14 protein-coding genes are annotated in these 14,535 nt (G+C 33.6%); 8 read left to right on the plus strand and 6 right to left on the minus strand.

Annotated features, from left to right (window positions below; translation table 11 throughout):
• Positions 1-25 precede the first annotated feature (25 nt).
• The 5 genes from noc (at position 26) to JVV30_RS10055 (ending at position 3,133) form a co-directional block, all read left to right on the plus strand.
• Positions 26-865, plus strand: a complete 840-nt coding sequence (gene noc, locus JVV30_RS10035; RefSeq protein WP_204194131.1) for a nucleoid occlusion protein — start codon at positions 26-28, stop codon at positions 863-865.
• 157 nt (positions 866-1,022) lie between these two features.
• Complete coding sequence (locus tag JVV30_RS10040) at positions 1,023-1,385, plus strand: DUF3147 family protein (protein WP_053030318.1); 363 nt, start codon at positions 1,023-1,025, stop codon at positions 1,383-1,385.
• Between the two features lie 18 nt (positions 1,386-1,403).
• Positions 1,404-1,796 carry a DUF3147 family protein gene (locus tag JVV30_RS10045; RefSeq protein WP_053030317.1) on the plus strand — a complete coding sequence of 131 codons (393 nt, stop codon included), beginning with the start codon at positions 1,404-1,406 and terminating at the stop codon, positions 1,794-1,796.
• The gene (locus JVV30_RS10050; RefSeq protein WP_204194132.1) at positions 1,765-2,304 is read left to right on the plus strand and encodes a TetR/AcrR family transcriptional regulator; all 540 of its coding nucleotides are present in this window, start codon (positions 1,765-1,767) and stop codon (positions 2,302-2,304) included. The genes JVV30_RS10045 and JVV30_RS10050 overlap by 32 nt, the downstream gene beginning before the upstream one ends.
• Before the next feature lie 256 nt (positions 2,305-2,560).
• Positions 2,561-3,133, plus strand: coding sequence for a helix-turn-helix transcriptional regulator (locus JVV30_RS10055; RefSeq protein WP_204194133.1), 573 nt, complete (start codon positions 2,561-2,563; stop codon positions 3,131-3,133).
• A 59-nt stretch (positions 3,134-3,192) separates the two neighbouring features.
• On the opposite strand, the gene JVV30_RS10060 is transcribed toward JVV30_RS10055, so the two are convergent.
• The 5 genes from JVV30_RS10060 to JVV30_RS10080 form a co-directional block, all read right to left on the minus strand.
• Complete coding sequence (locus tag JVV30_RS10060) at positions 3,193-6,846, minus strand: Spy0128 family protein (protein ID WP_204194134.1); 3,654 nt, start codon at positions 6,844-6,846, stop codon at positions 3,193-3,195.
• 301 nt (positions 6,847-7,147) lie between these two features.
• Positions 7,148-7,342: a VraH family peptide resistance protein gene (locus JVV30_RS10065; RefSeq protein WP_107629423.1), complete on the minus strand. Its 195-nt coding sequence runs from the start codon at positions 7,340-7,342 to the stop codon at positions 7,148-7,150.
• A gap of 26 nt (positions 7,343-7,368) precedes the next feature.
• Positions 7,369-9,252 carry an ABC transporter permease gene (locus tag JVV30_RS10070; RefSeq protein ID WP_204194135.1) on the minus strand — a complete coding sequence of 628 codons (1,884 nt, stop codon included), beginning with the start codon at positions 9,250-9,252 and terminating at the stop codon, positions 7,369-7,371.
• On the minus strand, positions 9,242-10,000 hold the full coding sequence (locus JVV30_RS10075; protein ID WP_193839817.1) for an ABC transporter ATP-binding protein: 759 nt from the start codon (positions 9,998-10,000) through the stop codon (positions 9,242-9,244). Before JVV30_RS10075 ends, JVV30_RS10070 begins: the two co-directional genes overlap by 11 nt.
• 23 nt (positions 10,001-10,023) lie before the next feature.
• A complete protein-coding gene (locus tag JVV30_RS10080; protein WP_204194136.1) occupies positions 10,024-10,422 on the minus strand; it encodes a YxeA family protein in 399 nt (132 codons plus the stop codon).
• A gap of 351 nt (positions 10,423-10,773) precedes the next feature.
• Here JVV30_RS10080 and lepB point away from each other — a divergent pair, with 351 nt between their 5' ends.
• On the plus strand, positions 10,774-11,349 hold the full coding sequence (lepB, locus tag JVV30_RS10085; protein WP_053030309.1) for a signal peptidase I: 576 nt from the start codon (positions 10,774-10,776) through the stop codon (positions 11,347-11,349).
• 278 nt (positions 11,350-11,627) lie between these two features.
• Here lepB and JVV30_RS10090 read toward each other — a convergent pair whose 3' ends face one another.
• Positions 11,628-12,623 (minus strand): YeiH family protein, encoded by a 996-nt coding sequence (locus JVV30_RS10090; protein WP_204194138.1) that lies wholly within the window; start codon positions 12,621-12,623, stop codon positions 11,628-11,630.
• A 115-nt stretch (positions 12,624-12,738) separates the two neighbouring features.
• Between JVV30_RS10090 and JVV30_RS10095 the strand changes: the two genes are divergently transcribed.
• Both JVV30_RS10095 and JVV30_RS10100 read left to right on the plus strand, forming a co-directional pair.
• Positions 12,739-13,560 (plus strand): LysR family transcriptional regulator, encoded by an 822-nt coding sequence (locus JVV30_RS10095; RefSeq protein ID WP_204194140.1) that lies wholly within the window; start codon positions 12,739-12,741, stop codon positions 13,558-13,560.
• Between the two features lie 391 nt (positions 13,561-13,951).
• Positions 13,952-14,494: a GNAT family N-acetyltransferase gene (locus tag JVV30_RS10100; protein ID WP_204194188.1), complete on the plus strand. Its 543-nt coding sequence runs from the start codon at positions 13,952-13,954 to the stop codon at positions 14,492-14,494.
• The last annotated feature ends 41 nt before the right edge of the window (positions 14,495-14,535 follow it).

A 14,535-nucleotide genomic window follows, 5' to 3' on the forward strand; every position in this document is an offset into this window, starting at 1 on the left:
TAATTTTAAGAGGAGTGAATGGATAATGAAAAAACCTTTTTCAAAATTATTTGGATTGAAAAATAAAGATGACATCGTTGGATACATTGAAGAAGATCGCAATTCTAGCGTCGAATCCATTCAAATTGAGCGTATTGTACCTAACCGTTATCAACCAAGACAGGTGTTTGACTCAAGTAAAATTACAGAACTTGCGGAATCCATTGATGAACATGGGCTATTGCAACCGATTGTCGTGCGACCAATTGAAGAAAATATGTATGAAATCATTGCAGGTGAACGCCGTTTCAGAGCGTTACAATCCCTGCATAAAGCACAAGCTGATGTCATTATTCGTCATATGAATGATGAAGAAACTGCTGTTGTTGCTTTAATTGAGAATATTCAGCGTGAAAATTTATCTGCAGTCGAAGAAGCGGAAGCATATAAAAAACTGCTTGAAATTGGTGGAACTACGCAAAGTGAATTAGCTAAAAGTTTAGGCAAAAGTCAGAGTTTTATTGCGAACAAGTTGCGTTTACTGAAGTTAGCACCTAAAGTCATCAGTCGTTTAAGAGAAGGTAAGATTACAGAGCGTCATGCTCGAGCAGTCTTATCTCTTAAAGAAGAAGATCAAGAAAAACTCATTGAACAAGTCATCAGTCAAAAGTTAAACGTTAAACAAACAGAAGCACGTGTTAAACAAAAAATTGGACCTGAAAAGGTTAAAGCCCAATCTTTCCAATTTTCCAAAGATTTAACACAAGCACGTGATGAAGTTGGAAAGAGCGTTCAAGTAATTGAACAATCTGGTATACGTGTAGAACAACGTGATAAAGATCATGATGATTATTATGAAATTAAGATAAAAATTTATAAAAGATAGTAAAAAATCTCCTTTTAGGCACTAGCTGAAAGGAGATTTTTTTATAAAAATTTGAAAATTAGTTTTATTTCGTACGCCATTTACATTATACTGAAATAGTTTTACAATATTATTAAACGAAACGTATCGTTTAATAATTAAAGAAGAAGGGTTTAATGTGTTTGGAATCTCCGTTTCTAGTGCTATTCTTCATTTTGTTATTGGAGGTCTTGCAGTAGCATTTGCATCTATTATGGCTGAGAAAGTCGGCGGTAAAATGGGTGGTATTATCGCTACTATGCCGGCAGTCTACTTAGCTGCAATCATAGCGCTTGCGATAGATCATCGTGGTAATCAACTCGTGCAAATGTCAATTCATCTTAGTTCTGGTGCGATTATTGGTATTATATCGTGCATTGTTACTGTCTTTCTAACTTCTCTTTATATTAGTAAAAGAGATTATAAAAGAGGTACAGGCTTTGCATTGATATGTTGGCTTGTCATTTCAATTGGCATGTTTGTCGTTAGACATATGAATTAATCATTGGAGGCTTTTATAATGAAATTAGCATTAATCAAATTCCTTGTTGGGGGATTAGCGGTTACACTCAGTTATATTATTTCTGTAATATTACCTTGGAAAGAGCTAGGTGGTGTCTTTGCGACATTACCAGCAGTATTCTTAGTTTCATTATTTATCACAGGTATGCAACATGGTGATGTCATTGCTAAACACGTAAGTAGAGGTGCAGTGTTTGGTATGACTGGCGTGTTAATTAGTATATTAGCAACATGGGGGATGCTTTATTATACAAATCAATGGCTATTAAGCATCGTTGTTGGCTTTATTGCGTGGTTTGTAAGTGCAGTAATTATATTTGAAATCGTTGAAATTATTTCGCATTTAAGAAGGGGAAAACATGGCTGGAAGACCGAAAGATCCGACAATTAATTATAAAATCTTTAATGAAATAGATAAATTGTTAACTAAGACGCATTTTAGAGAAATTACAATTGATCAACTATCTGAAAATACAGGCGTTTCCAAAGCGACGATTTACCGTCGTTGGAAAGATAAGTCATCTATTATTGTAGATATGTTTGTAAGTAGAACACAAATTTTCGAAAATGATAATAAAGATTTATATACGGGATTATATCAATATTTAATAAAGATAATGGAAATTTATAAAACGAATCTTGGACGAGCGGTAATTGAAATATTGATTAGTAATCAACAAAATGATGCACGTGAGTTGTTTATGAAAGGTTATTTTAAAAGTAACCGAAAAGTATTAAAATCGATTATCGCACAACATATCAAAGAAGAGGACCAAGATTTATTTATTGATTTAATTTTCTCACCTATTTATTTCAATATTTTAATTAAACCTGAAACTTTAGATGAAGCCTATATTAAAAAGATGCTTGATGTTATTTTAAAATCGTTTAATCAATAATGGCTTATAGCAAAGAGGAACTGTGTTTTAATAAATAGCGCAGTTCCTTTCTTAGACATCCCGTAGTCTTAAAAATGTTGATATTACAGTATGTAAAAGGATTTTGACAATGAAAAAGATGTGATTGTCAAAGAAATTTGGTAGTTTTTTATATACAGAGACGTTTCTATGGAGTTGAAGTGAGATACGATTATTCATTTTAATCTTGCTTCTATTCTAGACAAGATTAATCTAAATGGTTAAGGAGTTATGGGTGATGGAAATCGGTCAACAAATTCGAAAATATAGAGAAAAAGAAAATTATTCCCAAGAGTACCTAGCTGAAAAATTATATGTTTCAAGACAAACGATTTCTAATTGGGAAAATGAAAGAAGTTATCCAGATATCCATAATTTATTAATGATGTGTAATTTATTTAATGTTTCATTAGATGATCTTGTCAAAGGAGACGTGAAACGTATGGAACATGAAACTATTAAAAAAGACATGGATTTTTGGACGTGGATGATGTTGGTTTGGATGTTATTAGCATGTGTTTTAATAGGACCACTTTTATTTTATTTGAGTTGGTGGGGCGTTGCGATTACCTATGTCATTTTTTCTGTAGGTTTTTATAGTGGTACGCAAATCGACAAAATTAAATACAAGCACGGTATGGATAATTACGATCGAATCGTTGCATTTATGAATGGTCAAGATCCTAATGAAGTTCAGACAAGTAAAACACGTAATCTCATTACGAGCATCTTATCAGTTGTCTTTGTAGTAGGCGCATTTGTAATCATATGTTGGTTGAGTATTTATTTATCATTTAAATTTTTACCATAATTAATGAAAAAGACCTAAGAAGCGCAATTGCTTCTTAGGTCTTTAGTAATTAAAATTGATTATTTATTACATTTTCTTTTTCTACCGAACAATAATACGCTACCTAAACTTGCAAATAATGTGGCAAATAATGGTGTGTTAATATCAACATCTCCGCTACCAGTTTTTGGTAAGTGTTTCGGTTGATTTGGTTGTTCAGGAGTTGGTGGCACGTGATGTGTCGTTGGTACTCCTGGTTTTTCAGGTGGGTTACCTGGCGGGTTAACAGGAGGTTTACCCGGTGTTTTAGGTGGGTTATGTGGTGGTTTGGCTGGCGTTGGTGGTACTGGTGGTTTAACAGTATTGTTAAACTCAGTATCATTTACTCCGACTGATTTACCTCCTGAACTGAAGTAAGATACAGTTGCTTGTAAATTACCAGTTTCCGGATTTTCAGTAACGACCACTGTTGCTGTGATAGACATTGTATCGTAAGCAATATTTGCGTCTGTTCCCACTTTTTCAGTGATTTGGTAAACGTAAGTGCCTACTTTATTAAATTTAATTGGCAAGAAATTTACTTTACCATTCGCATCATTTGTTGCTAATTGTACTTGGTGATTAGGGTTGTTTAAATCAGTTAAGATGAAGGTATAATCTCCACCTTTAAGTTGACCACCTTCCAATTTTTTAGTCACTTTGAATTCAAAGTTTACTGGTACAGGTTTTACCTTGTTTACACGTTTTTCTGATGGTTTAGGAGGTGGGACTTCATTACCACCTTTGGCTGGGTTAAAGAATTGAACAGACTGATTCGCTACGTTAGTGATGTCTTTGTTAGCTTTAGCACTGTCTTTAATAACGCCGACAATATCTAATTTGTAATAACGTCCAAATGGGATTTGTGTATTATCTAACACATGGTCTTTGACTAAACTTTCTTTAGACGTGGCTGTGATGACACCATTCTCATCTGTAATGTCAAATAAGTTTGTAACGTCTTCTCCAGTGATACCGTCATATACCTTAATACTTTGAACAGCTACGCTTGTTTCATCGTAGTCATCAGTAATGCCTAATTTATTAATTTTATTCTCTGGTGTTAAGTGCGTTGTATCTAACCAAACTTGATATACAATTTTATTCCCACGAGTAAGTGTTTTAGTATTTATGTTTTCTGGTTCATTATTAGTTGTTTGATCTGCATAAGGATTCACATTCGTATCTGCATATTTATTCGTTAATTCATTATCATCATCTAATAATTTGTTGCCTGTAATGTCATATTTTTCCACTGATAAATCAAATTTTTCAGGTTGGAATACAGGTGTTGGTGGTGTTGGTGGAACAAATGTATTGTTAAATTCAGTATCTGCTGGTGCGAGTGATGTTGCTGTAAGTACGTGTAAATCTTTAGTTACATTTACAGTTACAATTGCTTTCATAGAATCACTATTGATATTCGGTAAGTTACTAGGAACTTCTTCAACAGTATATGTGAAGGTTTTACCAGCATCGGCATTCGTATAAGTTGGACGTTTACCTTCAATAAAGTTGAAGTTAATTTGACCTGTCGCATTATTTGTACCTGTAGCGATAACTTCGCCGTCAGCATTTTTCATAGTGAATTGAAACTCTTCATTATTTAATGGACGACCAACTAATGATTTTGTAAAATGAACATCAAAGTCTAATTGCTTAGGTGCTACATAATAGTTAGTGAATGCTTGGTTATTATCAGTGTCTGACTCATATGCATAACTCACATTTGCATTTAAGACACCATTTTCTTCGGTTACTGTAACAGTCGCTGTAATCGTTAATGGTTCAGCATCAAAATTCGGATTGAGATTAGTTTTATTTTCTGTAATTGTATAGGTGTAAGTACCTGGTTTTGTAAATGAAATCTTATCAAATGTAACTGAACCATCTGCTGCATTTGTTTTTGATTGCGAAGCCTCTGGAATAGCTGGTGAATTAGGACCAGCTACAATATTGAAAGTGAATTCTCCTTGCGCTAGCGTGTGTTCCCCTTTAACTACTTTGTTTGCTTTTAATGTAACCTCAACAGGGTCGATTGCTGTGTAATAATAGATAATTGGGTGTGCTTTAGCTAATAAGTTTTGTAAACGGAAGTTACTGCCGCGTCCAACTTGTACACCGTTTATTGATTGATTAGGTGCAAAAAGGTTACCTACAGCACCTTCACCTGCACTTGCTGGCTGTACAAGGAATGGAATATCATATCCAGGTATAAAAATTTGTTTACCTAAATCATTTTTATTTCTTTCGCCAGGTCTTAACGTTGCTTCATACACTTTGACATAATTTGTAGTATCAATACCTGTGTTTTTAGCAGATTCAGACATATGGTCGGCTGATAAAGTCCAAATTTCGATACGTGTAGTACCATCTTCTCCAATAATTTCTTTTATACGTTTGACGCCGCCATTATTCGTTTCAGCATCCACATATCTTAACCCAACTTGATATGGGCGAACCATTGGGCCAGACATATGATCAGGCTCAGCAATTTGATATAATTTGTAACCTTCAAATTCACGTGAATTTGAAGCGGTATAGATTTGTCCATCCATTCCTTTAATTGTATAGTGCGCTAACTCCTTCTCAGTGAAATCTGGTTGATATGTTTGCGCATTGATATCAGTCTTATTTGCTTGATATGTAGGGTTATTTTTATTAACAACACGATAATAGGTCGTTTCAGGAACAATATGAGGCACATAATATTGTGGATCAGTAATGGTTGTTCCTTCGTTCGCTCGGTTAAATAAATCATAAATTTGTATACCGCTACGTTGATCTTCTAAGCTACCATTTTCATCTATTTCAAAACGTGCTCTAATTGTTGAAATCGTATTTTTGAATGAGTCTAATGTATTTAAGAAAGTGAAATTGATATGACCATATTTCGCTTTTTGAGGATCTTGAGCAGCTACTGCTCTTTCTAAAGAATTTTCACCAATAGATACAATGCCAGGTGAATTAATTTGTTTTGTTTCTACTACAGAATTTGTCTCACCGTTAACTAACTCAATCGTTACGTCATTAGAGTCGTCGAAAGGTTTAGATAAACGATAATAATACTTTGTATGATAGGCAGCATTAAAAGCTTTAAGGTCTGTTATCGCAAACGTATATTGATTTGGATCAGAATTTTTTTCAAATACGACATTTGGTGTTGGAATTGTATTTGAATCTTTAGGTTGTGGAATGATAACATCCCTACTTTTAACCGATGCGCCATTAGCATCATCCATATTAGGTGTTGCAGTTGTCGTTGTATCCTCTAAAACGCCTTCTGAAGCAATTGGTGACGTTGCAGAACGACGTGAACGAGTATGTGAAGTTTTTTCTTTTAATTGAGGTGAAGCGGTAATTGTTTGCGCGTTTGTTTTTTCTTTATCAGGATTAGTCGTTTTACTAGTTGTTTGAGATTGAGTTTCTGTTTTTGTTATATTTTCTGTATTGTTTAGGGGATCAGAATGAGATGGTGAAGCTATATTACGTACGACTTCATCTGTTGAATGATTGACTTTACTTTCAAAAGATTGAGGATTGGAAGTCGTATCCGTTTGTAACGTACTATTATGTAATTCACTCGCATGAGCTACATCCTGAAAGCCTACAAATAAAAAGGCACCTAATAAAACGGAGCCTGTTCCTATTGAAAACTTTCGAATAGAGAAACGATACTTAGTTTTAAATTGCATTTCTTGATGTCCTTTCTTAGATGAATTAAATATATCTGTTAATTTAATTATAAAATATATAAAATAAAAAACAATATTAAAACAAAAAGGTCATAATTATTAAAATACATAGCAAAAAGGAGTAGGGAGTGGGACAGAATTCTTTTTAAATTCGTCGTCCCACCCCCGCAAGGATGACTAGAACTGAGAAAAGCTTGGTTTAAGCGCATTTTCAGTTCAGTCAGCTACTGCGAATTTGCAAAATAGCACCATCATATTGTTTATGTCCCACTCCCATTCCAATCTACTTTGCAATTGACTATCAGTTGTCTTGTTTTTCTTCGTAACGTTTCAAGAGATAACCGCCACCAAGTAAGCCTACCGGCACTCCAATAAATGGTGTTGCAATACTACTTAAGATAAAGACGATAAGTACTAACATTAGGCCATTAAACCAGTTGACTTTTAGACTTAATAAATCCTCATAAGATTTACGAATTAATTCTTTAATATTCATTTAAAAACATTCTTTCTTCTTAATTATTATATAGCGTGTTTTACAATTCGATTTGCGTGAACAAACGATATCACAGCAAAGATAAGATACACAAGTGAATACACAATCATCACAATGATAATTGGTGTTGGAGAAAATTCTCCCATCAGTTTCATAAATACTAGTGCTGCAAATAAGGCGTGTAGTAACGCAATAATTAAAGGTAAACCAAAGTTGAATAATATCTTTAAGGCCAAACCTTTCGTCATATCAGTATGTGTGAAACCGATACGTCTTAAGATACGGTAATTGTTAATTTCATCTTCAGTTTCGTCCATTTGTTTAATATAAATAATGCATCCAGCTGCGATTAGGAATGCTAGTCCTAAGAATGAAGTCACAAACATTAAAATACCGTTACTTTCATCAAGCATTTGTTTTGTATCGCTTTTCAGCGCTACAGTTGGACTCACTTTTTTAGCTAATTTTTCCGCTTTTGATATGTCTTGGTGATGTTTAATATCGAAACCATAATGATGTAATAATTGATTTTTCAGTTTCAATTTATTGTAAACGTCTGGACTCACTTTTAATACGGGACCACCTATAGACACATTTGATGGGATGACTTCATTGTCATTTTTTTGATTTACAAGTAATGTCACTTTCTGTTGGCCTTGAAGTGTCATATCATTATCTGTATGAACACTTACCATACCTGACAGGGGACCTTGTGTGTTCGTAATTGTAGCATGGTTACCTTTGATTTGCGCATCTGACATAACAATGACACCAGCATTTTGTATACCGTTAGATGTTTTACTTTTTAACACATCATTTTTGAGCAGTTTCGTATTACTTCCCTCTAATGTTGAAGTGTCATATTGAATATGATGCTGTTTTAATAATTGTTCATATTTTTGAGCTGATTGCGATTTAGTAAAGTTAATGTCTTGAGGAGATGATGTTTGAATCATATAATCCGTATTGGCTTTACTAATTGCACCAAAACATAGAATCGTTACCGTTATTGCTGAAATAATCGCGATAATTGTTAGTGACATCGCATTTTTCTTCATGCGGTGCATAATAGATGATGTAAATACAACATCTTTAATTGAAACACGACCATGCTTTGATTTTTTCAGAGATTTAAATATGATAGATACTGAACTTCTAAAGAATAGATACGCCCCTACAACAGTTAGAAATAAAATGAGAAAAGGTGTTACTAAGACCATCGTTAATCCTTGGAATTTGCCAAACATTTCAGTGGAGATGTAATAGCCTAAGATAATCATGACAATGCCTAGAATACCGGCAATAAGTTCAGGAACAGTAATTTTTGATTTAGTCGCTTCTGATTTTGTACTATCTTTCATCATTGACAGTATCGTTCTTCTTTTTAGAAAAAGGTAGTTCTGAAACATAATCAAGATAAATGCGAGTACAAGCATTACTATTGTTTGAATTAATGCAGGTAATTCAAATCCTATCGACACGTCTACTTTCAGATGCATCATTTTCACTAGAATATTAAGTAAAAGTTCGGAACCAACAATGCCTACTAAAATACCTATGATACCTGTGAAAATAAAGAAAGTAAGCTGTTCAATTGCTAGCATTCGTAAAATATTTTGTCGTGTTAAACCGATGAGTTGAAATAATGCAAATTCACGTGTTCGACGTTTAATAAACAATTGGTTCGCATACATTAAGAAAATGATAATTGTAATAAATAGGAACACTGCGCCTACTTTAGCACCCTCTTGTATCACTTTTGGAGAACCACCGTTATTGATACTATGCGTATACTGCAAAGTGACAAAGCTAAAGTATAAAATAATACTAAAGATTAATGAAAAGAGATATAGTGCATAATTTTTAAAATTACTTTTTAAATTTTTGAGTGTAATCTGATTAAATGTCATTTGCGACACCACCTAAGGCAGACTGTAATTGAATAATTTCATCATAAAATTCACGTTTTGACTTATGTTCTTGGTGGATTTCTGAATGAATATGTCCATCTTTTAACATAATGACACGCTGTGCGAAGCTTGCAGCGGATGGATCATGGGTTACCATAATAATGGTACTATCGAATTGTGCATTCATTTCTTCAAGACGATTGAGTAAGTCTTGCGCACTTTTCGAATCAAGCGCGCCAGTTGGTTCATCCGCAAAGATGATCGATGGTTTATGAACGAAAGCACGTGCTGCTGCTGTACGTTGTTGTTGACCACCTGATATTTCACTTGGATATTTATTGCTTAAATCATAAATACCGAGTGCTTCCGTTACTTCTTTATAATTGTGTTCCATTTCATCTTTACTCACTTTTTGAACAGATAATGGCAACATGATATTTTCTTTTACGGTTAATGTCGGTAACACACTGTAATCTTGGAAGATAAATCCGAGTTCTTTTTTGCGAAATTGTGCTAATTGTTTGTCCTTTAGCTTATTAATTTCATTGCCACTTACTTCGACAGTGCCTCCAGAAATACTATCGATCGAACTAATGACGTTGAGTAACGTCGTCTTTCCTGAACCAGAAGGGCCCATTATGGCGACGAATTCTCCTTTGTCCACTGAAAAGTTAATGTCGTTTAGCGCTTTATATTTTTGTTTATTTCCATATACTTTTGATAAATGATTGACGTTTAAAATTGGCATGTCCATCGCACTCCTTGTTCGTTTTATAATTTTTCTTTTGCTTGAGTTGGAATTTCTGATTGTTTGATTTCTTCATAAGATGTAATAGTGTGAGATTTCTCACTTACAACTAGGTAATGATTCGTTTTTAATTTTTTAGATGCTGTATAATCAATCTTTTTAGCTTTACCGTCTTTGGTGTACCCTGTTTGGTTGTAATGGTAGATATAGAAGTCTTTTTCCTTATCAACGACTTCTACGTTTGATGGTTTTTGTGTCTTAACATAATAGTTATATGTTGGTGCTACGGGGTTCAATTTATTCCAATCATTGACTGCATGATTGTTAGGGTGTTGATTGGAATAGGCATCTAATCCAAATAATCCTCCAATTATGACAATTGCAATAGTAATGACTGTATTTCTTAAGGTTTTCAATATCATCACTCCTTATTTCTATTACACTTATAATTGTAGGAAGATTGCGTCAGTACTGCCTTTATCTAACCTTACAAAGTCACTGTTATTTCTTACGAATATGAAAGATTGACTTTATTTTTGAAAATAAAAGTGAGAAGGCACACTTAAATGTGATAACTTGAATAGTAATGTTCTAAGAGGTTTGTTACGATGAGGCTAACAATATGTTAGAGAAGACCTCATGATAGCATGCGGTATCTTTAGTAAGAACTTGAGGGTAATAACGTTACCGGATTTAAAGATGAGTGAAACGACTTTGCAATGATTTTGTGATAAAGTAAGTTATGTTTATAAAAGATGATAGGCGGGGTTTAATTGAAAAAAGAGATAATTGAATGGATTGTAGCCATTGGTGGCGCACTTTTAATTGTAGGTATTGTATTAAAGTTTATCGGCACATCATACACAGTATCAGGGTCGTCGATGTATCCAACTTTTCAAGATAGAAATAAAGTGATTGTAAGTAAAATTTCTAAAACATTGAATCACATTGATAATGGTGATGTTGTTGTCTTCCATGAAGATGCACAACGTGATTTTATTAAACGTGTGATTGGTACGCCTGGTGATAAAGTAGAGTACAAAGGTGATCAATTGTATGTGAATGACAAAAAGGTATCAGAGCCGTATTTAGATTATAATAAGAAACACAAACAAGGTAAGTATTTAACTGGTACATTTAAGACAAGCCAAGTGAATGGTGCTGACGGTAAGAACAAAATCCCTAAAGATAAATATTTAGTTTTAGGTGATAACAGACAAAATAGTATAGATAGCCGTTTCGCTGAAGTTGGTTTAGTAGATAAAGATCAACTTGTGGGTAAAGTTGTATTAAGATATTGGCCATTTAATAAATGGGAAGCTGGCTTTAACCCAGGTACATTCGAGTAAATAAAAATAGCTTATAGAAGTAGTTTTGGGAGTGGGACAGAAATTAAAATAATTTCGTTGTCCCGCTCCCAACTTGTATAGCTTGTAGCATTTCTTGACGAAATGCTCATTGCTGGGCCCCCGCCCGTAAGGATGACTAGATTTGAAAAAAGTTGATTTAAGTGCATTTTGAAATCAGTCAGCTACTGCCAAAATGATAACAAGGCTGAGACATTTTATTTTGTCCCAGCCACTTTTTTATTTCAATTTGTTGGCATAAAAACGTATAACATCATCATCTATGTAAACATTATATACGCGATTAGGAGTGTCACACTAGATAGACAAATTGAAGTAATAAAGATAACGATAGAAGGTTTAAGTGCGCTTGAGATGACGTCTTTTAAAACAATATTTAATCCTAAAGCGACCATTGCCATTAACATACATAACGTTGTGATGACATTAATAATACTCATCAACATTGAAGGTATAGGGATAAACGTATTTATACAAGCCATTAAAATAAAGCCAATTAGAAAATAAGGAATATGAACTTTTTGTTGTTGTTGATCTGAATTTGATTGATAACGCATATACAGAATTAAGACAATACTTAATGGAATAAGTAAAAAAACACGACCTAATTTTCCAAGTAAAGCAAACGTCATTGTCTCTGGTCCACCAATACCTGCTGCTAAAACGACTTGAGCGATTTCATGTAAACTTATACCTGCCCAAGCGCCATAAGTTATCGCAGGTATTTTAAAAATAGCCTCGATGGCTGTATATATTAGCGCAAATATAGTCCCAACTAGCGCAATAATACCTACACTGATTGCGGTGTCTTTTTCTTTAGATTTTAAAATTGGTGCTGTAGCAGCAATCGCTGCAGCGCCACATACACCTGTACCGATACCAAGTAGTATAGAGATATCTTTATTTCCTTTAAGCATACGATTTAAAACTAAAGTTAAACTAATTGAGAAGATAATGACGAATATATCAATTAGTAATAATTTCCAGCCTTTACCTAGAATATCTCCTATATTTAGTTTTAATCCATATAAGATAATCGCAAATTTTAATAAACGCTTCGATGCAAAAGTAATACCAGGACGAAGATGTTCTGGATAACCTTTGATTTGGCGGTATATCATCGCACAAATGATTGCAATAGCTAAAGCCCCAATTGTATGTAAAACAGGAAATTGAGCTAATATATAACTGGTAATTGCAATCACAAAAGTAAACATAATGCCTTTTATAAATGACGCTTGCGTTAATGATTTCATATGTATTTCTCACCTCGATATGAAATCTTAGCATGTTATCGTTATAACGTTAAATAAATAATTAGTATAGTATCTATATCAAAAATGATATATTAGACTTGAAGGAGAATGAGACATGGATCCGTATAAGGTATTAATTGAAGTAATCAAAACAGAAAGTTTTACTAGAGCAGCAGAAAATTTATATACGTCACAACCGTCTGTTAGTCGAGATATTAAACGTCTAGAATTAAAATATAATATAAATATATTTGAATTTAAGTCTCCATATTTAAAACTAACGAATGATGGAGAAAAGCTTTTACAATATGCATTGCAACGGGAAAGTATTGAACAAGAATTATGGCAAAATTTAGCATCTGAATCCGAAACCATCGCAGGCACGCTTACGGTCGGAAGTAGTTATACATATGGTGAATATTTATTATCAGAAAAACTTACCATTCTTATGCAACAACATCCGAAGTTACATATTCATTTACGTATTAATAATTCAGATTCAGTTATAAACGATATTAAACACAATAGAGTAGATATTGGTATTGTAGAAAAAGACATTCAAGATAATGCGATAGAATGTAAAACAATAATTGAAGATGAAATGGTGTATATTTATAAAAAATCAATTAAACCTAGAATGGATATATGCTTCGTTAGAGAAAAAGGATCAGGAACGAGATTTTATCAAGAGGCAGGACTTTCCGAACTAAAATTAAATCCATATTTAGTAGAAATTAATAATATTAGTATTATTAAACAAATGGCAGAGGCTGGAAATGGATTTGCTATTATTTCCAAATCAGCAATTAATCCTGAAGATTATGAAAATTTAGTGGTAAAAACACTTAATGTGAAACGTCATTATTATCTAGTTAAACATGTTGATAAATATATCGATAAAAATATTAGAACTGTCATTGAAATGATTATGAAATAATATATATAAGATGTGGAGGGGGACAAAATTTATCTTAAATGCGCTGTCTCCAGTGTGCTTAGCTTGAGTAATGTCTTAATGAAATGCGCTCTGCTGGGCGTCTCAATCACAAGGATGACTAGAACTGGGACAAGCTTGACTTAAGCGCCTTCTCAGTTCAGTCGGTTACTGCGAATTTGCACAATAGCATTATTATATGATGGATGTTTCAGACTCCAATTTTTTACTGTCGCGGTGCGGAATCTAATGTGTCATTTTTTAATTTCAAGCATTTTATCCTAATGCAAAATAGAATGGAATTTAAGCTTTTAATAAAAATACATATATTTGTGTTACTATATATGTAATTTACCGAATAATTTGACAATTTTAACTGGAGGCGATATCGATGATGTTTGGTTATCAAGTGAATGAACATGTGACGTTAAAAATATTAGAAGAGCGTGAAGCGGATCAACTTTTCAAATTAGTAGATAGCAATCGTGAATATTTAGGCGAGTTCTTGCCATTTGTCGAATATACAACTGAAGTTGCGCACAGTAAGACATTTATTCAGTCGGCGTTACAACAATTTACGCGTGGTGACGGCTTTCATTGTGGCATATGGTATGACGATGAACTTGTAGGTGTCATCGGCTTGCATTATTTAGACCTTGTTAACAAACGTACGTCTATCGGTTATTATTTGGCTGAGCATTTTCAAAAAATGGGAATTATGACGGCATGCACAAAGGCGTTGATTCGCTACGTGTACGAAACGTTTGATATTAACCGTGTAGAAATTCAAATGTCGACACGAAATCCGAAAAGTAAGGCCATACCTGAACGACTTGGTTTTACGCAAGAGGGTGTGTTGAGAAGTAACGAACGTTTACGTGGCGAGTTCTCGGATAGTTATGTGTATAGTTTGTTGAGAGAAGAGTATTATAATTAAGCATTTTATACTTATCAGTTCGATTTGACGTTGGATTTAAG

The sequence above is a fragment of the Staphylococcus sp. GDY8P47P genome (assembly GCF_016892225.1).
GTDB classification, from domain to species: Bacteria; Bacillota; Bacilli; order Staphylococcales; family Staphylococcaceae; genus Staphylococcus; species Staphylococcus borealis.

Excerpts from the sequence above, each read along its gene's own strand:
- noc (WP_204194131.1), top strand. The coding sequence starts at position 26 with ATGAAAAAACCTTTTTCAAAATTATTTGGATTGAAAAATAAAGATGAC.
- JVV30_RS10045 (WP_053030317.1), top strand. The coding sequence starts at position 1,404 with ATGAAATTAGCATTAATCAAATTCCTTGTTGGGGGATTAGCGGTTACA.
- JVV30_RS10050 (WP_204194132.1), top strand. The coding sequence starts at position 1,765 with ATGGCTGGAAGACCGAAAGATCCGACAATTAATTATAAAATCTTTAAT.
- JVV30_RS10055 (WP_204194133.1), top strand. The coding sequence starts at position 2,561 with ATGGAAATCGGTCAACAAATTCGAAAATATAGAGAAAAAGAAAATTAT.
- JVV30_RS10060 (WP_204194134.1), bottom strand. The coding sequence starts at position 6,846 with ATGCAATTTAAAACTAAGTATCGTTTCTCTATTCGAAAGTTTTCAATA.
- JVV30_RS10065 (WP_107629423.1), bottom strand. The coding sequence starts at position 7,342 with ATGAATATTAAAGAATTAATTCGTAAATCTTATGAGGATTTATTAAGT.
- JVV30_RS10070 (WP_204194135.1), bottom strand. The coding sequence starts at position 9,252 with ATGACATTTAATCAGATTACACTCAAAAATTTAAAAAGTAATTTTAAA.
- JVV30_RS10075 (WP_193839817.1), bottom strand. The coding sequence starts at position 10,000 with ATGCCAATTTTAAACGTCAATCATTTATCAAAAGTATATGGAAATAAA.
- JVV30_RS10080 (WP_204194136.1), bottom strand. The coding sequence starts at position 10,422 with ATGATATTGAAAACCTTAAGAAATACAGTCATTACTATTGCAATTGTC.
- JVV30_RS10090 (WP_204194138.1), bottom strand. The coding sequence starts at position 12,623 with ATGAAATCATTAACGCAAGCGTCATTTATAAAAGGCATTATGTTTACT.
- JVV30_RS10095 (WP_204194140.1), top strand. The coding sequence starts at position 12,739 with ATGGATCCGTATAAGGTATTAATTGAAGTAATCAAAACAGAAAGTTTT.
- JVV30_RS10100 (WP_204194188.1), top strand. The coding sequence starts at position 13,952 with ATGTTTGGTTATCAAGTGAATGAACATGTGACGTTAAAAATATTAGAA.